The organism is Streptomyces sp. NPDC001781 (genome assembly GCF_053596035.1).
In genome coordinates this window covers 235,079-253,469 of the sequence record NZ_JBSFFI010000006.1, presented here as the reverse complement: position 1 = coordinate 253,469, position 18,391 = coordinate 235,079, and the positions used below count along the sequence as shown (strand labels likewise).

The 18,391-nt window shown below is 70.2% G+C and carries 16 protein-coding genes and 1 pseudogene; 11 read left to right on the top strand and 6 right to left on the bottom strand.

What is annotated here, in order from left to right:
• Positions 1-20: 20 nt before the first annotated feature.
• Both ACWCV3_RS08470 and ACWCV3_RS08465 read right to left on the bottom strand, forming a co-directional pair.
• Complete coding sequence (locus ACWCV3_RS08470) at positions 21-917, bottom strand: Yip1 family protein (protein ID WP_451220302.1); 897 nt, start codon at positions 915-917, stop codon at positions 21-23.
• A 177-nt stretch (positions 918-1,094) separates the two neighbouring features.
• On the bottom strand, positions 1,095-1,283 hold the full coding sequence (locus ACWCV3_RS08465) for a hypothetical protein (protein ID WP_451220299.1): 189 nt from the start codon (positions 1,281-1,283) through the stop codon (positions 1,095-1,097).
• A 197-nt stretch (positions 1,284-1,480) separates the two neighbouring features.
• On the opposite strand from ACWCV3_RS08465, the gene ACWCV3_RS08460 reads away from it, so the two are divergent.
• On the top strand, positions 1,481-1,804 hold the full coding sequence (locus ACWCV3_RS08460; protein ID WP_451220296.1) for an antibiotic biosynthesis monooxygenase family protein: 324 nt from the start codon (positions 1,481-1,483) through the stop codon (positions 1,802-1,804).
• A gap of 82 nt (positions 1,805-1,886) precedes the next feature.
• Here ACWCV3_RS08460 and ACWCV3_RS08455 read toward each other — a convergent pair whose 3' ends face one another.
• The gene (locus tag ACWCV3_RS08455) at positions 1,887-4,169 is read right to left on the bottom strand and encodes a (Fe-S)-binding protein (RefSeq protein ID WP_451220293.1); all 2,283 of its coding nucleotides are present in this window, start codon (positions 4,167-4,169) and stop codon (positions 1,887-1,889) included.
• 283 nt (positions 4,170-4,452) lie between these two features.
• On the opposite strand from ACWCV3_RS08455, the gene dnaK reads away from it, so the two are divergent.
• The 6 genes from dnaK to ACWCV3_RS08425 all read left to right on the top strand — a co-directional run bounded on the left by dnaK (position 4,453) and on the right by ACWCV3_RS08425 (position 11,339).
• Positions 4,453-6,294 (top strand): molecular chaperone DnaK, encoded by a 1,842-nt coding sequence (gene dnaK, locus ACWCV3_RS08450; protein WP_086692773.1) that lies wholly within the window; start codon positions 4,453-4,455, stop codon positions 6,292-6,294.
• Entirely contained in the window at positions 6,291-6,941 is a 651-nt protein-coding gene (grpE, locus tag ACWCV3_RS08445) for a nucleotide exchange factor GrpE (RefSeq protein ID WP_451220289.1), read from the top strand. The genes dnaK and grpE overlap by 4 nt, the downstream gene beginning before the upstream one ends.
• A gap of 45 nt (positions 6,942-6,986) precedes the next feature.
• Positions 6,987-8,174, top strand: coding sequence for a molecular chaperone DnaJ (gene dnaJ / locus ACWCV3_RS08440; protein ID WP_451220286.1), 1,188 nt, complete (start codon positions 6,987-6,989; stop codon positions 8,172-8,174).
• Between the two features lie 5 nt (positions 8,175-8,179).
• On the top strand, positions 8,180-8,638 hold the full coding sequence (locus tag ACWCV3_RS08435; protein ID WP_451220283.1) for a heat shock protein transcriptional repressor HspR: 459 nt from the start codon (positions 8,180-8,182) through the stop codon (positions 8,636-8,638).
• Positions 8,639-8,987: 349 nt separating this feature from the next.
• The gene (locus ACWCV3_RS08430) at positions 8,988-10,094 is read left to right on the top strand and encodes a sugar ABC transporter substrate-binding protein (RefSeq protein WP_451220280.1); all 1,107 of its coding nucleotides are present in this window, start codon (positions 8,988-8,990) and stop codon (positions 10,092-10,094) included.
• Between the two features lie 219 nt (positions 10,095-10,313).
• Entirely contained in the window at positions 10,314-11,339 is a 1,026-nt protein-coding gene (locus ACWCV3_RS08425; protein ID WP_451220277.1) for a helix-turn-helix transcriptional regulator, read from the top strand.
• Here the strand turns inward: ACWCV3_RS08425 and ACWCV3_RS08420 are convergent.
• Positions 11,336-12,355 (bottom strand): helix-turn-helix transcriptional regulator, encoded by a 1,020-nt coding sequence (locus ACWCV3_RS08420; RefSeq protein ID WP_451220275.1) that lies wholly within the window; start codon positions 12,353-12,355, stop codon positions 11,336-11,338. The two genes, ACWCV3_RS08425 and ACWCV3_RS08420, sit on opposite strands and share 4 nt — an antisense overlap.
• A gap of 349 nt (positions 12,356-12,704) precedes the next feature.
• On the opposite strand from ACWCV3_RS08420, the gene ACWCV3_RS08415 reads away from it, so the two are divergent.
• The gene (locus tag ACWCV3_RS08415) at positions 12,705-13,040 is read left to right on the top strand and encodes a hypothetical protein (protein ID WP_451220272.1); all 336 of its coding nucleotides are present in this window, start codon (positions 12,705-12,707) and stop codon (positions 13,038-13,040) included.
• 139 nt (positions 13,041-13,179) lie between these two features.
• On the opposite strand, the gene ACWCV3_RS08410 is transcribed toward ACWCV3_RS08415, so the two are convergent.
• Positions 13,180-13,593: a pyridoxamine 5'-phosphate oxidase family protein gene (locus ACWCV3_RS08410; protein ID WP_451220269.1), complete on the bottom strand. Its 414-nt coding sequence runs from the start codon at positions 13,591-13,593 to the stop codon at positions 13,180-13,182.
• Positions 13,594-13,707: 114 nt separating this feature from the next.
• Between ACWCV3_RS08410 and clpB the strand changes: the two genes are divergently transcribed.
• Together clpB and ACWCV3_RS08400 are read left to right on the top strand one after the other, a co-directional pair.
• The gene (clpB, locus tag ACWCV3_RS08405; RefSeq protein WP_451220266.1) at positions 13,708-16,305 is read left to right on the top strand and encodes an ATP-dependent chaperone ClpB; all 2,598 of its coding nucleotides are present in this window, start codon (positions 13,708-13,710) and stop codon (positions 16,303-16,305) included.
• A 171-nt stretch (positions 16,306-16,476) separates the two neighbouring features.
• Complete coding sequence (locus tag ACWCV3_RS08400) at positions 16,477-17,007, top strand: YbjN domain-containing protein (protein ID WP_451220263.1); 531 nt, start codon at positions 16,477-16,479, stop codon at positions 17,005-17,007.
• Between the two features lie 125 nt (positions 17,008-17,132).
• Here the strand turns inward: ACWCV3_RS08400 and ACWCV3_RS08395 are convergent.
• A pseudogene (locus ACWCV3_RS08395) lies at positions 17,133-17,513 on the bottom strand (aminotransferase class I/II-fold pyridoxal phosphate-dependent enzyme); the annotation flags it as partial.
• A gap of 174 nt (positions 17,514-17,687) precedes the next feature.
• Between ACWCV3_RS08395 and ACWCV3_RS08390 the strand changes: the two are divergent.
• Entirely contained in the window at positions 17,688-18,242 is a 555-nt protein-coding gene (locus ACWCV3_RS08390) for a Uma2 family endonuclease (RefSeq protein ID WP_451220260.1), read from the top strand.
• Positions 18,243-18,391 lie beyond the last annotated feature (149 nt).

Genomic DNA, 18,391 nt, shown 5'->3' with positions numbered 1-18,391 from the left:
GCCCTTCTGGCTTCGGAGACTCAGAACGTCCCGAGCTTCACGATCGACAGCAGCGCGATCAACTGGATCGCGGAGGCGCCCAGCGCCTTCGGCCAGGGCAGGTCGTGGGAGCGGGAGACCATCAGGGTGAGCAGGGTGCCCGCGCCGAGCCAGGTGATCCAGCCGATGACCTGGACGAAGCTCGCGTCGCCGCCGAAGAACATGGCGACGACCAGGCGCGGGGCGTCCGTCAGCGACATGATCAGCATCGACAGGCCGACCGTCGGCTGCCAGGCGCCGTCACCGCCGAGCTGGCGGGCCAGGGTGTGGGTGACCACGCCCAGGACGAACGCGCTCAGCACCATCGTCACGGCCGAGACCAGCACGATCGGCACCGCGTTGGTGAAGGTCGCGCCGATCACGTCGGCGCGGGCGCCGTCGAAGCCGAACACCGCGAGCAGGCCGTAGAGGAACGTCACGATCAGGGCCGGGCCCCACATCGTGTAGTCCCGCATGCGCAGGAAGGTCGGGTTCGGGTTGAGCACGACCCCCTTCAGCAGTTCCTTCCAGTGCAGCGGCGGTCCGGACGGGCCGGGAGGCTGCGCCGAGCCCGCGTGGTAGGTCTGGCCCTGTGTGTAGGCGGACGCCTCGTCCACGGAGAACGCCTGGGTGTGGCCCGGCTGGTTCGCCGCGTACGGGTCGTGCCCGCCGTGGCCCGCGTGACCGGGGTCGCCGAAGTACTCCGGGCCCTCGTTCGCCGGCCCCGGGTACCCGTACTGGTTCCCTTGCGGGTGCCCGTTCGGGTAGCCGTAGGTGGGCTGCCGCTGCCCCTGGTGCGGTGCCCGGCCGCCGTACGACGGGCCCTGGGGTGCGGGCGCCTGCTGTCCTTGCGCGGTGCGGTTGTCCCGGTCCCCGCGTCCCATCCTGAATCCAGCCACCCGTCGAACGTACCTGCTCCTGGCCGCCCGCGTGCCGGGCCCGGGGGGTCGGGACCGGCATTGCGGCCATCCTGTGACATCCCCTAAGGGACCGTCAGGGCTGGGCCAGGGACGGATCAGGGGCGATCAGCCGTTCAGAGCCGGCCATGGGCGTGGGCTGCCATGGTGACCGGTCAGTCACCGGGCGATCGCCCAGGCGAAGTGGCCCATGCCGGTGAGGGCGACGTCGCGTGCGGCGATGAAGCGGGCGGAGCCGGTGGTGAGGCCGGAAGCCGAGCCCCGCAGGGTCGTGACGGCCCCGTGGCCGTCCTCCCCGGCCGCCCCGGTCACCAGGTCGGCCCTGCCGTCGCGGTCGACGTCGGACAACGAAACGCTCGGCCGCACCGTCGCCGTTGAAGTCGCCGTGGTGGCCCGGCGTGCCGCCGAAGGCGCCGCCCCCGTCGGCGCCGCCGCCGCGAGGCGGTCGGCGATCACCAGGCCGGCACCGGTGCGGAACGGCTGTGCGGCCTCCGGGAAGACTTGCGGGGCGGGCGGTGTCCGGCCGGTGGGGGCAGGATGGGGGCATGAGCGTAGTGAAGATCAACGTGCTGACCGTTCCGGACGAGCAGCGGGAGGTGCTCGAGAAGCGGTTCGCCTCGCGGGCGCACACGGTGGAGGGCTCGGACGGGTTCGAGTGGTTCGAGCTGCTGCGTCCGGTGGAGGGCACCGACCAGTACCTCGTCTACACCCGCTGGCGCGACGAGGCGGCCTTCCAGGCGTGGATGGAGGGCCCCATGAAGGCCGCCCACCAGGGCGCGGGCGGCGGCGAGGGCGAGAAGCAGCGGCCCGCCGCGGCCGGTTCCACCCTGTGGTCCTTCGACGTCGTCCAGCAGGCGTCCCCGAAGTAGCCCCCGACGCGACCCCTGCGGGTACGACGGCGCCCCCCGGTCTTGTGGACCGGGGGGCGCCGTCGTGAGCGTGAGCGGTGCGCTACTTCGCCGGCTCGGGCTCCGGCTCGGTGGCGGGCTCGTCGTCGTCCGCGGGGTCCGCCGGGGTCCTGACGGAGTCCAGCAGGAGCTGGGCGACGTCGACGACCTGGACGGACTCCTTGGCCTTCCCGTCGTTCTTCTTGCCGTTGACCGAGTCGGTCAGCATGACCAGGCAGAACGGGCAGGCGGTGGAGACGATGTCCGGGTTGAGGGAGAGGGCCTCGTCGACGCGCTCGTTGTTGATGCGCTTGCCGATCCGCTCCTCCATCCACATCCGGGCGCCACCGGCGCCGCAGCAGAAGCCGCGCTCCTTGTGGCGGTGCATCTCCTCGTTCCGCAGGCCCGGGACCTTGCCGATGATCTCGCGCGGAGGCGTGTAGATCTTGTTGTGCCGGCCCAGGTAGCAGGGGTCGTGGTAGGTGATGATGCCCTCGACCGGGGTGACGGGGATCAGCTTGCCCTCGTCCACCAGGTGCTGGAGCAGCTGGGTGTGGTGGATGACCTCGTAGTCACCGCCCAGCTGCGGGTACTCGTTGCCGAGCGTGTTGAGGCAGTGCGGGCAGGTGGCGACGATCTTCTTGGCCGACCTGGGCTTGGCCGACTCGGGGACCACCTTGCCGTCGTCGTCCATCTCCTCGCCGAAGGCGGCGTTGAGGGACATGACGTTCTCCATGCCGAGCTCCTGGAACAGGGGCTCGTTGCCGAGGCGGCGGGCGGAGTCACCGGTGCACTTCTCGTCGCCGCCCATGATGGCGAACTTGACGCCCGCGATGTGCAGCAGCTCGGCGAACGCCTTGGTCGTCTTCTTGGCGCGGTCCTCCAGGGCGCCGGCGCAGCCGACCCAGTAGAGGTACTCGACCTCGGTGAGGTCCTCGATGTCCCTGCCGACGACCGGGACCTCGAAGTCGACCTCCTTGGTCCACTCCAGGCGCTGCTTCTTGGCCAGGCCCCAGGGGTTGCCCTTCTTCTCCAGGTTCTTGAGCATCGTGCCCGCCTCGGACGGGAACGCGGACTCGATCATCACCTGGTAGCGGCGCATGTCGACGATGTGGTCGACGTGCTCGATGTCCACCGGGCACTGCTCGACACAGGCGCCGCAGGTGGTGCAGGACCACAGGACGTCCGGGTCGATGACGCCGTTCTCCTCGGCGGTGCCGATGAGCGGGCGCTCGGCCTCGGCGAGGGCGGCGGCCGGAACGTCCTTGAGCTGCTCCTCGGACGCCTTCTCGTCGCCCTCCATGGTCTTGCCGCCACCCGCGAGCAGGTAGGGCGCCTTGGCGTGGGCGTGGTCCCGCAGCGACATGATCAGCAGCTTCGGGGAGAGCGGCTTGCCGGTGTTCCACGCGGGGCACTGCGACTGGCAGCGGCCGCACTCGGTGCAGGTGGAGAAGTCCAGCAGGCCCTTCCAGGAGAACTGCTCGACCTGGGAGACGCCGAAGACGTCGTCGTCACCGGGGTCGGTGAAGTCGATCGGCTTGCCGCCGGAGGTCATCGGCTGGAGCGCGCCGAGGGCCACACCGCCGTCCGCGTCCCGCTTGAACCAGATGTTCGGGAACGCCAGGAAGCGGTGCCAGGCCACACCCATGTTGGTGTTGAGCGAGACCACGATCATCCAGATGAACGAGGTCCCGATCTTGATCATGGCGACCAGGTAGACCAGGTTCTGCAGCGTGGTGACGCTCAGCGCCTTGAAGGCGAGGACCAGCGGGTACGAGGCGAAGTAGGCCGCCTCGTAGTGGTCCACGTGGTGCAGGGCGCCTTCGAGGCCGCGCAGGGTGTAGATCGCCAGGCCGATGGTGAGGATGACGTACTCGACGAAGTACGCCTGGCCGGCCTTGGAGCCGGCGAAGCGGGACTTGCGGCCCGGGCGGCTGGGCAGGCTCAGCAGCCGGATGACCATGAGCACGGCGATGCCGAGCACGGTCATCACGCCGATGAACTCGATGTACAGCTCGAAGGGCAGGAAGTCGCCGATGAAGGGCAGTGTCCAGTCGGCCTTGAAGAGCTGGCCGAACGCCTGGGCCAGGGTCGGCGGCAGCGTCAGGAAGCCCACGGCCACGAACCAGTGGGCCACGCCGACGATGCCCCACCTGTTCATCCGGGTGTGGCCGAGGAACTCCCGCACCAGGGTCACGCTGCGCTGGTACGGGTTGTCGGTCCGGGTACCGGCGGGGACGGGCTGGCCCAGCTTGAAGTACCGGACGAACTGTCCGATGGCCCGGGCGAGCAGCGCGACGCCGACCACGGTCAGGACCAGCGACACGATGATCGCGGCGAGTTGCATGAGGGGCTCCTGAGGCGGCCTCGAAATTACTAAGCGGTAACTTATGCAGTCCGTCTGAGACTACCCCCATCCTCCTGTGTGACGCAGCACGGCGCGGGGTGAGATGGGTCGCTGAGGGTTGCCTTCGCCGGGACGGAGGAACCCGCGCCGCACCGGGCCGGAGCCGCCTTGCATATAAGCGCCATATAAGAGTTGAGTCCCCCCGGCTCATGTCTGTTGACCCGACGCGATCGGAGTGGCACACTTGAGCCAGTCACACTCAAGTCCTCTGGAGGAATCAACCATGGCACGTGCGGTCGGCATCGACCTGGGCACGACTAACTCCGTCGTCAGCGTTCTGGAGGGCGGCGAGCCCACCGTCATCACCAACGCCGAGGGTGCCCGGACCACGCCGTCCGTCGTCGCCTTCGCGAAGAACGGTGAGGTGCTCGTCGGCGAGGTCGCCAAGCGCCAGGCGGTCACGAACGTGGACCGGACCATCCGCTCGGTGAAGCGCCACATGGGCACCGACTGGAAGATCCAGCTCGACGGGAAGGACTTCAACCCGCAGCAGATCTCCGCGTTCATCCTGCAGAAGCTGAAGCGCGACGCCGAGTCCTACCTGGGCGAGAAGGTGACCGACGCGGTCATCACCGTCCCGGCGTACTTCAACGACTCCGAGCGCCAGGCGACCAAGGAAGCCGGTGAGATCGCGGGTCTGAACGTCCTGCGCATCGTCAACGAGCCGACCGCCGCCGCCCTCGCGTACGGCCTCGACAAGGACGACCAGACCATCCTGGTCTTCGACCTCGGTGGCGGCACCTTCGACGTGTCGCTGCTGGAGATCGGTGACGGCGTCGTCGAGGTGAAGGCCACCAACGGCGACAACCACCTCGGTGGTGACGACTGGGACCAGCGTGTCGTCGACTACCTGGTCCAGCAGTTCAAGGCCGGCCACGGCGTGGACCTCGCCAAGGACAAGATGGCCCTCCAGCGCCTCCGCGAGGCCGCCGAGAAGGCCAAGATCGAGCTGTCCTCCTCCACGGAGACCTCGATCAACCTGCCCTACATCACGGCGTCCGCCGAGGGCCCGCTGCACCTGGACGAGAAGCTCACCCGCGCCCAGTTCCAGCAGCTCACCGCCGACCTCCTGGAGCGCTGCAAGACGCCGTTCCACAACGTCATCAAGGACGCGGGCATCCAGCTCGGCGAGATCGACCACGTGGTCCTCGTCGGTGGCTCGACCCGCATGCCGGCCGTCGCCGAGCTGGTCAAGGAACTGACCGGCGGCAACGAGGCCAACAAGGGCGTCAACCCGGACGAGGTCGTCGCCATCGGCGCCGCCCTCCAGGCCGGTGTCCTCAAGGGCGAGGTCAAGGACGTCCTGCTCCTCGACGTCACCCCGCTGTCCCTCGGTATCGAGACCAAGGGCGGCATCATGACCAAGCTGATCGAGCGGAACACGACGATCCCGACCAAGCGGTCCGAGATCTTCACCACCGCCGAGGACAACCAGCCCTCCGTGCAGATCCAGGTCTACCAGGGCGAGCGCGAGATCGCGGCGTACAACAAGAAGCTCGGCATGTTCGAGCTGACCGGTCTGCCGCCGGCCCCGCGCGGTGTCCCGCAGATCGAGGTCGCCTTCGACATCGACGCCAACGGCATCATGCACGTGACCGCGAAGGACCTGGGCACGGGCAAGGAGCAGAAGATGACCGTCACCGGCGGCTCCTCGCTGCCGAAGGACGAGGTCGACCGCATGCGCCAGGAGGCCGAGAAGTACGCGGAGGAGGACCACGCCCGCCGCGAGGCCGCCGAGTCCCGCAACCAGGGCGAGCAGCTCGTCTACCAGACCGAGAAGTTCCTCAAGGACAACGAGGACAAGGTCCCGGGCGAGATCAAGACCGAGGTCGAGGAGGCTGTCGCCGAGCTGAAGGAGAAGCTCAAGGGCGAGGACAGCGCCGAGATCCGCACGGCCACCGAGAAGGTCGCGGCCGTCTCGCAGAAGCTCGGCCAGGCCATGTACGCCGACGCCCAGGGCGCCCAGGCCGCCGGCGGTCCGTCCGCCGACGCCGGTGAGGCCAAGGACGACGACGTCGTGGACGCCGAGATCGTCGACGACGAGCGCAAGGACGGTGCCGCGTGACGGAGGAGACCCCGGGCTTCGAGGAGAAGCCCGACGTCCCCTCCGGCGCGAACCCCGACGACGCCGAGCCGAAGGCCGCCTCCGAGAAGGAGGCGGCCCCGGCGGGGGACGCAAGTGCGGACGCCGGTCTGGTGGCGCAGCTGGACCAGGTGCGGACGGCGCTCGGTGAGCGCACGGCCGACCTCCAGCGGCTGCAGGCCGAGTACCAGAACTACCGCCGCCGCGTCGATCGCGACCGCGTCGCGGTCAAGGAGGTCGCCATCGCGAACCTCCTGACCGAGCTGCTGCCCGTGCTGGACGACATCGGCCGCGCGCGGGAGCACGGCGAACTGCTCGGCGGCTTCAAGTCGGTCGCCGAGTCGCTGGAGACCGTGGCGGCCAAGATGGGCCTCATGCAGTTCGGCAAGGAGGGCGAGCCCTTCGACCCGACGATCCACGAGGCCCTGATGCACTCCTACGCGCCCGACGTCACCGAGACGACGTGCGTGGCCATCCTCCAGCCCGGTTACCGCATCGGTGAGCGCACCATCCGCCCCGCGCGGGTGGCCGTCGCCGAGCCGCAGCCCGGCGCGCAGACCGTCAAGGCGGAGGAGGCCGAGGAGAGCGCGGCCGACGACAAGGAGAACGGTGGCCCGGAGGAGGGCTGACGTAGTCACGGCAGACATGCAGGTCCGGAAGGAGGGACGTCGGGGATGAGTACCAAGGACTTCATCGAGAAGGACTTCTACAAGGTCCTCGGCGTCCCCAAGGACGCCACCGAGGCCGAGATCAAGAAGGCGTACCGGAAGCTCGCCCGCGAGTTCCACCCGGACGCCAACAAGGGCAACACCCGCGCCGAGGAGCGCTTCAAGGAGATCTCCGAGGCGAACGACGTCCTCGGCGACCCCAAGAAGCGCAAGGAGTACGACGACGCGCGGGCCCTGTTCGGCAACGGCGGATTCAGGCCGGGGCCGGGCGCGGGCGGCGGTCAGTTCAACTTCGACCTCGGTGACCTCTTCGGAGGCGCCGGCGGCGCGGGCGGCGGCCAGAGCGGCGGCTTCGGTGGCGGCGGCGGCCTGGGCGACGTCTTCGGCGGTCTGTTCAACCGGGGCGGCGCGGGTACCACCCGTACCCAGCCGCGCCGGGGGCAGGACGTCGACACCGAGGTGACGCTCAGCTTCACCGAGGCGATCGAGGGCGCGACCGTACCGCTCAGGATGACCTCCCAGGCGCCCTGCAAGGCGTGTTCGGGCACCGGCGACAAGAACGGCACGCCGCGCGTGTGCCCGACCTGCGTCGGCACCGGGCAGGTCGCGCGCGGCTCGGGCGGCGGCTTCTCGCTCACCGACCCGTGCCCCGACTGCAAGGGCCGCGGCCTGATCGCCGAGCACCCCTGCACCGAGTGCAGCGGCAGCGGCCGGGCCAAGTCCTCGCGCACCATGCAGGTCCGCATCCCGGCGGGTGTCACCGACGGGCAGCGCATCCGGCTGCGCGGCAAGGGCGCGCCCGGCGAGCGCGGCGGTCCGGCCGGCGATCTGTACGTCACCGTCCACGTGGGCGAGCACAGGGTGTTCGGCCGCAAGGGCGACAACCTCACCGTCACCGTGCCGGTCACCTTCACCGAGGCGGCCCTCGGCGGCGAGGTGCGGGTTCCCACCCTCGGCGGGTCCCCGGTCACCCTGAAGCTGCCGCCCGGCACGCCCAACGGCCGCACCATGCGGGCGCGGGGCAAGGGCGCGGCGCGCAAGGACGGCAGCCACGGCGATCTGCTGATCACCGTGGAGGTGAGTGTCCCGAAGGACCTCTCGGGGAAGGCTCGTGACGCGCTGGAGGCGTATCGCGAGGCGACCGCGGAGGAGGACCCGCGGGCGGAGCTGTTCGAGGCCGCGAAGGGAGAATGAGCCCGATGGACACACCAGGTCGCCGGCGCAACCCGTACGAGCTGACCGAGGAGACCCCGGTCTACGTCATCTCGGTCGCCGCGCAGCTCTCCGGACTCCATCCGCAGACTCTCCGTCAGTACGACCGCCTCGGTCTGGTCTCCCCGGACCGCACGGCGGGGCGGGGGCGGCGCTATTCGGCCCGTGACATCGAACTGCTCCGTCAGGTGCAGCAGTTGTCGCAGGACGAGGGCATCAACCTGGCCGGCATCAAGCGCATCATCGAACTGGAGAACCACGTCGCGGCTCTCCAGTCCCGCGTCGCGGAGCTGGAGTCGGCACTGGACGGCGCGGCGGCGGCGATGCGTCAGCGCGAGGCCGCGGTGCACGCCTCCTACCGGCGTGACCTGGTCCCGTACCAGGAGGTCCAGCAGACCAGCGCGCTGGTGGTGTGGCGGCCCAAGCGGCAGACGTCCGCGGACTGACCCGGACCGGCTCCACGAGTCCGGCGAGCACCCTCGAAGGGGGCCGGGAGGGACGACGCCTCCCGGCCCCTCGTGCTTCCGCGGCGGCCGTTCCCGACGGCGTTCACAGCGTGGCTGACTTCATTCGCCCATGTGAACGTGAAACGTGCTGCGTGCGGGGAGCCTGTGAAGGGTGTTTGCAGCGGGTTGTGCAAGGTTCCGCCAGGTCTTCACCGTTCGAACGCAGCGTGGTGTTGCCATCTCGTTAAGTTGTTTTGCTTGACGCCACGGGGCGCCTCCAAGTTGTCTTTTCAGACACCCGGGTCGTACGCAGCACGCCCGTCGGAACGCACCTGAAGTGAGCCCTCGAATGCGCCGTATCGCCATGTCCGTGGCCGTCACCACGATGGTCCTCCCGCTCGCCGGATGCGGCGTCCTCAACGCGGCGGGAGACGACGCGAGCGCGAGCCCGACCAAGGGCGACCAGGTCACCGTCGGCCTGCTGCTGCCGGAGAAGGCGAACAGCCGCTACGACAAGTTCGACTACCCCATCATCAGGAGCAAGGTGGCCGAACTGACGCACAGGAAGGGCACGGTCCAGTACGCCAACGCCGACGCGAACGCGGGCCGGCAGGCCGAGCAGATGCAGCGGATGATCGACCAGAGGGTCGACGTCATCCTGCTGGACGCCGTGGACGCGCACGGGATCGCGCCGACCGTGAAGAAGGCCAAGGACGCCGGCATCCCGGTCATCGCCTACGACCGGCTGGCCGAGGGCCCGATCCAGGCCTACATCTCCTTCGACAACGAGCTGGTCGGCGAGGTGCAGGGCCGTTCCCTGCTGGAGCGGCTGGGTTCGAGCGCGGGTCTCTCCGACAAGATCGTGATGATGAACGGCTCGCCCACCGACCCCAACGCCAAGCAGTTCAAGGAGGGCGCGCTCTCCGAGCTGAACGGCAAGGTGACGATCGCGGACAGCTTCGACACCAAGGACTGGAAGCCGGAGAACGCCGAGGCGAACATGACCGAGGCGATAGGCCGGATCGGCAAGGACAACATCGCCGCCGTCTACTCCGCCAACGACGGCATGGCCGGCGGCATCATCAAGGCGCTGAAGAACGCGGGCGTCACCACCCTGCCCCCGATCACCGGCCAGGACGCCGAACTGGACGCCGTGCAGCGCATCCTGGCGGACCAGCAGTACATGAGCGTGTACAAGTCCTACCCGGACGAGGCCGAGGCCGCCGCCCAGATGGCCGTCGCCAAGGTGCAGGGCAAGGACATCCAGTTCGACGCCCTCACCCAGGACCGCGTCAGCAGCCCCACCGACAAGCAGATCCCGGCCAGGCTGGTCCAGGTGGCCGCGCTGACCAAGAGCAAGATCAAGGAAACGGTCGTCGAGGACGGCATCTACACCGTTGACCAGATCTGCACCGCCCCCTACAAGTCGGCCTGCGCCGCCGTGGGCCTGCGCTGACGCGCGGACTCGCGTCCGGGGAGCGACCCGGAGGCAGGTGAGGGAGGCGGCCCCGCTGACGGCGGGGCCGCCTCCCTCTTCGTGTGCCGTGCCGCCCCCGGCCATCCGGGCATACCGGTGTTCCGCGGTTTCCGGGGCAGGAGGAGCCGTGTTGCGGAGGCGGGCGGCGCCGCGCATAGTTGCGCTGCGAAGTGGCGGCGACCGGGGGTGGAATGGGCGATGGCCGGGCACGCGATGGAGGAGCATCCCCACGGTGCCGACCGGCTGTGCGGGCAGGGAGACCGTGTGTACTCCCGCGCCGTGCGCCGGGGCCGGGTGCCCCGCGCGGACGCGGAGCCGGTGCCCTGCCTGCTGGAGCTGGCCCTGCTGCACCCCGACCCCGACGACATGGACTGGCTGGTGCCCACCTCCCCACAGGAGGTGATGACCCGGCTGCTGCGCGGGGTCTACGACGAGGTCAACGAGAGCCGGCGCCGGATGGGCTCGGCGGTCGCCGCGTTCGACTGGTACGCCGGGCTCGGCCGTCAACTGCCCGCCCTCGGCACGCCGGGTGAAGGCTCCTCGATCCGGGTGCTGGACGGTCTCACCCGTATCCAGGCCGCGATGGACGAGGCGACCGAGCGGTGCGCGACCGAGGTGCTCACCGTGCAGCCCGGCGGCATCCGCCGCGAGGCCGAGCTGACCGAGGGACTGCACCGGGCCCTCGAACTGCGCGGCCGCGGCGTCAGGATGCGCGACCTCTACACCCATGTCGCCCGGCACGGCCAGGGGTTGCTCAACTACCTTGAGCTGATGGGCGACACGGTGGAGGCCCGCACGCTGGACGAGGTCATCGACCGGCTCATCCTCTTCGACCGCACGGTCGCCTTCATCCCCGCCAACACCGACCGCACCATGGCGCTGGAACTGCGCCACCCGGCGCTGGTGGAGTACCTGGTGACCGTCTTCGAGCGGCTGTGGCGGCTGGCGATCCCGCTCACCGCCCCGCTGCCCGACACCGGTATCGAGGGCATCTCGCACCGCGAACGCGCCATCGCCGCGCTGCTCGCCGAGGGTCACCAGGACGCGGTGATCGCCGAGCGGCTCGGCATCAGCGTGCGCACCTGCCGTGCGCACATCGCCCGGCTCTCGGAGACCCTGGGAGCGACCAGCCGCACCCAACTCGGCGTCCGTATCGCCCAGGTCGGACTGGACGGCCCCACGCACGGACCCGCGCCGGCGCCCGCCGGGGCGCACAGCCCCTAGGAGGCGTCCTCCTCGTTGAGCATCCCGGAGCGGGCGATCAGGTAGCCGAGCTGGGCCCGGCTGCCGCTGCCCAGCGCGGTGGCCAGCTTGGCGATGTGGGCGCGGCAGGTGCGCACGTTCATCCCGAGGCGCCGTGCGATGGCCTCGTCGACGTGCCCTTCCACCAGCAGCTTGGCGATGGCGTGCTGGACGTCGGTGATGCCGTCCGGGGCGGTCTCGTAGGGAGTGCCCGCGCTCAGCGGGACCGCGCGGCTCCACATGAACTCGAAGACCTTGACCAGGTAGCGCACCAGACCGGGGTGGCGCAGCTCCAGGGCGACCTGGCGGTCCTCGCGGACCGGGATGAAGGCCACCGTCTCGTCGCAGATGATCAGGCGCTCGACGAGTTCGTCGATGGTGCGGTACTCCGCCTTGCCGTCGGTGAAGCGGTCCACGTAGGCGAGACGGTCGGCGCTGTAGCGGGCGGTGTGCTGGTAGAGCGTGCGGATGCGGACCCCGCGCTCGATGAGCGGGCGGTCGCGCTCCAGCGCCTCCAGGAGGCGGTTCTCGGGGCTGCGGCGACCGCCGGGCTGGACCGTGAGCACCTCGGTGCAGCACTGGTCGGTGGCCAGGTCCAGGGCCGCGTTGATGCGGTCCAGGCCCTCCAGGACGGTGATGGCGTGCGTCGGCGCGTCCTCGCGGGCGCTCAGCGTCATGAAGGGCTCGAAGATCTCGGACAGCACGATGGACCGGCGCCGCCGCTCGGCGATCTCCCGCTCGATCGGGGTCAGCCGCTGGGCCAGCGCGACGGCCGGCGCCACCGGCCGCAGCCAGCCGGGATCGTCGGGGTCGGGGTGGAGCAGGGCGAACTCCATCAGACACGGAGCCGCCTCGGCGTCCGCGCGCGGGATGCGGCCGGTGCGCAGCGCGCTCGCGTAGAGGCGGCTTCCTTCCGCGCACATCTCTGTCACCGCGTGGGGATGTGTCGCCTCTGTCCCGTTTGTTGCCAAATCTCCACCCCCCAGGGTCCTGAACATGCAGGAACATGATGCACCGATCGTGTGGCGATGATGTGCCTGAATGAGCCATCGTCTAACTCGACGGGGGAAGAGGGGACATTCAAGTGAGGACGAAGCCGACCATGCGTAACAGAATGCTTCGCTCGGCGCTTGCTGCCGCTCTCTCCGCCGTTGCGGCCGTCGGAACACTGGCGGGCCTCTCCGGCGCGACGAGCGCGCACTCGCCGGGTGACGGGGGGGCCGTGAAAGCGGTGGGCGTTCAGGACACCCGGTGGGACACCACGCCGGCGGACACCAGGTGGGACATCGTACCCGCGGACACGAGGTGGGACGTCGCCCCGCTCGACACGCGGTGGGACTGATCACCATGACCACCCCTCCGGACGACCGCTCATTCCGTCGTGAGATGGCCACCGCCTACCGCTCCGGCTGGCACTTCATCGATCTGGTCACCGCCATCCCCCACAGCGGCGACTCCCTGATGGTGACGGTGTTCGGCGAGCCGGTGGTGGTCACCCGGGACGAGGACGAGGACGTACGGGCGTACCGCTGCCTGCGCAAGCCACGCGGCGCGCCGCAGCCGGTGCGGTGTGCCGTCCGATACGGCATGATCTTCGTCAATCTCGACCAGCGGGACCACCGTCTCGCGGAGCCCGAGGTCACCCACCTCAGGACCACAACTGCCACCCCCCGCAGTGCCTGACGCGATTCCCCCGTCGTAAAAGATCGCCTCAGGTACTTCCCCCCGCAGCGGCGTCACCGTGACCTGAACACGGTGACGCCGCTGCAGTTTCTGCGCATATTTCGGGGTTTCGCCGCTCCGGCCGGGTGGCCGGAATTTCTCAGCCGCGCCCGAGCGCGCGTTCCACCCGGATCTCCAGGGCGACCCGCAGCGGGTTCTCCCGCGGCTGCCGGCCGTACCGCTCGGTGAAGCGCCGCTCCGCCTCCGCGACCGCCTCGCGGTCCTCGCGCACCCGCGCCCGCCCCTCCAGGGTGGCCCAGCGCCGGCCGTCCACCTGGCACACCGCCACCCGTGCGCCCTCGTCCCCGGCCGCGCGTACCAGCGCCGCCTTGGTGCTGGTGCCGCTCGTGATGACGCGGGCGATGCCCGCCACGGGGTCCCAGGTCACGCACACCGGCACCACGTGCGGGCTGCCGTCCGGGCGCAGGGTGGTGAGGGTGCTCAGATGCCGCTCCCGCCAGAAGGCGACGTACGGCTCGTCCGGTGCGTCCAGGTCCACGGAATATGAGGCCATGGCTGAAACCTAGCCAACCTGAAGCCCGGAGGCTTAATTGAGTGCACCTGACTCAAGTTTGTGTACACTGGTTAAGTCATCAGTGGGGCAGTGGCGGAAGGGGAGAACACGCACGTGGACGCAGAGCTGACCAACCGGAGCCGGGACGCGATCAACGCCGCGAGCCAGCGGGCCGTGACGGAGGGGCACCCCGACCTGACGCCCGCTCACCTGCTGCTCGCCCTGCTCGCGGGCCAGGACAACGAGAACATCACCGACCTGCTCGCCGCCGTCGGCGCCGACCCGGCCGCCGTGCGCGCCGGGGCCGAGCGAGCGCTCGCCGCGCTGCCCAGCGTGACCGGCTCCACCGTCGCGCCCCCGCAGCCCAGCCGGGAGATGCTCGCCGTCCTCGCGGACGCCGACGAGCGCGCCGGGGACCTCGGGGACGACTACCTCTCCACCGAACACCTGCTGACCGGTCTCGCCGCCAGGGGCGGCGCCGCCGGGGAGGTGCTCCGCGAGCAGGGGGCCACCGCCAGGAAGCTGCAGGAGGCCTTTCAGAAGGCCAGAGGAGGACGCCGCGTGACCACTGCCGACCCCGAGGGTCAGTACAAGGCCCTGGAGAAGTTCGGCACCGACTTCACCGCCGCCGCCCGTGAGGGCCGCCTCGACCCGGTCATCGGCCGGGACCAGGAGATCCGCCGGGTCGTGCAGGTGCTGAGCCGCCGCACCAAGAACAACCCCGTCCTCATCGGTGAACCGGGCGTCGGCAAGACCGCCGTGGTCGAGGGGCTGGCCCAGCGCATCGTCAAGGGCGACGTGCCGGAGTCCCTGAAGGACAAGCGGCTGGTCTCGCTGGACCTCGGCGCGATGGTCGCGGGCGCCAAGTACCGCGGTGAGTTCGAGGAGCGGCTCAAGGCGGTGCTCTCGGAGATCAAGGACTCCGACGGGCAGGTCATCACCTTCATCGACGAGCTGCACACGGTCGTCGGCACGGGCGCCGGGGGCGACTCCGCGATGGACGCGGGCAACATGCTCAAGCCGATGCTGGCCCGCGGCGAACTGCGCATGGTCGGCGCGACCACGCTGGACGAGTACCGCGAGCGGATCGAGAAGGACCCGGCACTGGAGCGGCGCTTCCAGCAGGTGCTGGTGGCCGAGCCGAGCGTCGAGGACACCATCGCCATCCTGCGAGGTCTCAAGGGGCGGTACGAGGCGCACCACAAGGTGCAGATCGCGGACAGCGCGCTGGTGGCGGCCGCGACCCTGTCCGACCGGTACATCACCTCCCGCTTCCTGCCCGACAAGGCGATCGACCTCGTGGACGAGGCCGCGTCCCGGCTGCGCATGGAGATCGACTCCTCCCCGGTGGAGATCGACGAACTCCAGCGCGGCGTCGACCGGCTCCGCATGGAGGAGCTGGCCATCGGCAAGGAGACCGACCCCGCCTCCCGCGAGCGTCTGGAGCGGCTGCGCCGCGACCTCGCCGACAAGGAGGAGGAGCTGCGCGGGCTCACCGCCCGCTGGGAGAAGGAGAAGCAGTCCCTCAACCGCGTCGGTGAGCTGAAGGAGCGCCTGGACGACCTGCGCGGCCAGGCCGAGCGCGCCCAGCGCGACGGCGACTTCGACACCGCCTCCAAGCTGCTGTACGGCCAGATCCCGGAGCTGGAGAAGGAGCTGGAGGCCGCCTCCGAGGCCGAGGAGGAGGCCGCGAAGGACACCATGGTCAAGGAGGAGGTCGGCTCCGACGACATCGCGGACGTCGTCGCCGCCTGGACCGGTATCCCGGCCGGCCGTCTGCTGGAGGGCGAGACGCAGAAGCTGCTGCGCATGGAGGACGAGCTGGGCAAGCGGCTCATCGGCCAGGGCGAGGCCGTGCAGGCGGTCTCCGACGCGGTGCGCCGCTCGCGCGCCGGGGTCGCCGACCCGGACCGGCCCACCGGCTCCTTCCTCTTCCTCGGCCCGACCGGTGTCGGCAAGACCGAACTGGCCAAGGCGCTGGCGGACTTCCTCTTCGACGACGAGCGGGCGATGATCCGCATCGACATGTCGGAGTACGGCGAGAAGCACAGCGTCGCCCGCCTGGTCGGCGCGCCTCCCGGCTACGTCGGGTACGAGGAGGGCGGCCAGCTCACCGAGGCCGTGCGGCGGCGCCCGTACAGCGTGGTGCTGCTGGACGAGGTGGAGAAGGCGCACCCCGAGGTCTTCGACATCCTGCTCCAGGTCCTGGACGACGGCCGCCTGACGGACGGCCAGGGCCGCACGGTCGACTTCCGCAACACCATCCTGGTGCTCACCTCCAACCTGGGCAGCCAGTACCTGGTCGACCCGGCGCTGGACGAGGCGGAGAAGCGGCAGCGGGTGCTGGACACCGTGCGGGCCTCTTTCAAGCCGGAGTTCCTGAACCGGCTGGACGACCTGGTGGTGTTCTCCGCGCTCAGCGAGGCGGAGCTGGCCCGGATCGCCCGCCTCCAGATCGACCGGCTCGGGCGGCGGCTGGCGGAGCGGCGCCTCAGCCTCGACGTCACGCCCGAGGCGCTGGCCTGGCTCGCGGAGGAGGGCAACGACCCGGCGTACGGCGCCCGCCCGCTGCGCCGCCTGGTCCAGACGGCCATCGGCGACCGCCTCGCCAGGGAGATCCTCTCCGGCGAGATCAAGGACGGTGACACGGTCCGCGTGGACCGCGCCGAGGACGGGCTGAAGGTGGGTCCGGCGACGGGGAAGTCCCTGTAGACCAGCCCCCGCGCGGATGTCCCCCGCGCCCGGGTGTCACTCGTCCGGGCGACGCGTGACACCTGCGCGCGGGCCGCGTGTCCGCCCGTGGCTGACAGGCCGCGCCGGGGCTTGCCACGGACCTCCCCCTCTGGGAGAGGATGGCGGGATTCCGTACGAAGGAGAACCACGGTGAGCATCGACCCGTCCTCGATTCCGAACTTCGGGGGCCAGCCCGAGCAGCAGCCGCAGGGACCGGCGGGTCCCGTCCTCCCGGACCAGGACCTCGTGAAGCAGCTCCTGGACCAGATGGAGCTGAAGTACGTCGTGGACGAGGAGGGTGACCTCGCGGCGCCCTGGGAGCAGTTCCGGACGTACTTCATGTTCCGCGGCGAGGACGAGCAGGCCGTCTTCTCCGTGCGGACCTTCTACGACCGTCCGCACCTGATCGAGGAGAAGACGCGGCTGCTGGAGTCCGTCGACGACTGGAACCGGCGCACCCTGTGGCCGAAGGTCTACACCCACACCCACGACGACGGCACGGTCCGCCTCATCGGCGAGGCCCAGATGCTGATCGGCACGGGCGTCGACCTCAACCACTTCGTCTCCTCCGTCGTGAGCTGGGTCCGCGCGGCCATCGAGTTCGACAAGTGGCTCGCCGAGCAGCTCGGCCTGGAGCAGGAGATCGACGACGCGGAGGACTCGGGCGGGGACGTGGAGTAGTCCACCCCGAACCGCGGACGGCCGGGGGCCGGGGCAGCGAGAAGCGCCCCGGCCCCCGGCCGTTTCGCCGTCACGCCCTGCGGCGCAGCCGGTCCGGTGGCCTCCTGGAGGATCTCCGGCTTCTTTCAGAACGCGAACCGTACGAAGGGGGCACCCTCGGCGCGGTCGTCGTAGAAGACGGCGTTCGGGACGGCGACGACGCCGGCCCGTTCGGGGAGGGCGCGGCAGAAGGCGAAGCCGTCGGTCTCGCCGAGGGGGCGGATGCCGGTGGTGATGAAGTACGTGCCCGCGGGACGGAAGACGCCGAAGCCCGCCTCCGCGAGGCCCGCGGCGAGGACGTCGCGGCGGGCGAGCATGTCGCGGCGGAAGCCGTCGAAGTAGGAGTCGGGGAGCGCGAGGGCCTCGGCGACGGCGTACTGGAAGGGACCCGCGGAGACGTAGGTGAGGTACTGCTTCGCCGAGCGGACCGCGCCGACCAGGGCGGGAGCCGCCGTCACCCAGCCGACACCTCGTCGGCCTACCTATTCCCATGTCGTGCGACGGGCCCCGCTGCGGATCTCCGGCACCGGCGGCGAGCGGGCCGCACAACCCTGTCCGTACCGGTCTGCCGGCCGTACCGACGGGCTCGGTGACGCGGCACTGTCCGTCGTATCCTGACCACACACGGGAAGGAGCCGTCCATGAGCGTCGACGCGATCGTGCACACCGAGTTCCCCAAGGGGTACACGGTCCTGTTCGGGGCCGACGGAAAGGTGATCATGACCCCGCGGAGCGAAGAGCACTCCAGCACCATCAGGTCGATGCAGATCGACTCCGCTCTCGCCCTCGGCCGTCACGCGAAGGTCACCTCCGACGTCTACATCGACTTCCCCGCCGACGAGAACTCCGCCCCCGACCTCGCGATCCTGCGCGAGGACGCACGCAAGGAAGGCAAGCGCTACAGCTTCGAGGACGTCCTGCTGATCTCCGAGGTCGTCTCGACCTCTTCCGCACGCAAGGACTACGACGACTGCACCGCGAAGTACGGCCGCTACGGAATCCCGATCTACCTGGTCGTGGACCCCTACGCCCAGGAAGTCGTCCTCCACACCCAGCCGACTGCCACCGGCTACATCGCCGCACACACCCACAGGTACGGCACGGGCAAGCTCCCCATCCCCCTGGCCGACGGCCGCACGTTCACCCTTGACCTCGATGAGCTCCCGCGCCCGGAGCCCGAGGCGGACGCCCGCTGACGAGGGACTCCCCGCTCGCCAGGCCCGTGCCGTCGGCACCGCCGTCGCCGGACGTGGTCGTTCCTGGCCGGGTCAGCAGGCCGGGATGGCCTGGCCTTTCGACGATCCCGAGCGGCAGCGCGGCCGGCGCCCGGCTGGGCGAGGAGGGC

Coding starts and splice junctions, on each gene's coding strand:
- dnaJ (WP_451220286.1), top strand. CDS start 6,987: ATGAGTACCAAGGACTTCATCGAGAAGGACTTCTACAAGGTCCTCGGC.
- ACWCV3_RS08430 (WP_451220280.1), top strand. CDS start 8,988: ATGCGCCGTATCGCCATGTCCGTGGCCGTCACCACGATGGTCCTCCCG.
- ACWCV3_RS08390 (WP_451220260.1), top strand. CDS start 17,688: ATGAGCGTCGACGCGATCGTGCACACCGAGTTCCCCAAGGGGTACACG.
- ACWCV3_RS08415 (WP_451220272.1), top strand. CDS start 12,705: ATGACCACCCCTCCGGACGACCGCTCATTCCGTCGTGAGATGGCCACC.
- ACWCV3_RS08420 (WP_451220275.1), bottom strand. CDS start 12,355: ATGTTCAGGACCCTGGGGGGTGGAGATTTGGCAACAAACGGGACAGAG.
- ACWCV3_RS08460 (WP_451220296.1), top strand. CDS start 1,481: ATGAGCGTAGTGAAGATCAACGTGCTGACCGTTCCGGACGAGCAGCGG.
- dnaK (WP_086692773.1), top strand. CDS start 4,453: ATGGCACGTGCGGTCGGCATCGACCTGGGCACGACTAACTCCGTCGTC.
- ACWCV3_RS08410 (WP_451220269.1), bottom strand. CDS start 13,593: ATGGCCTCATATTCCGTGGACCTGGACGCACCGGACGAGCCGTACGTC.
- ACWCV3_RS08435 (WP_451220283.1), top strand. CDS start 8,180: ATGGACACACCAGGTCGCCGGCGCAACCCGTACGAGCTGACCGAGGAG.
- ACWCV3_RS08455 (WP_451220293.1), bottom strand. CDS start 4,169: ATGCAACTCGCCGCGATCATCGTGTCGCTGGTCCTGACCGTGGTCGGC.
- ACWCV3_RS08425 (WP_451220277.1), top strand. CDS start 10,314: ATGGCCGGGCACGCGATGGAGGAGCATCCCCACGGTGCCGACCGGCTG.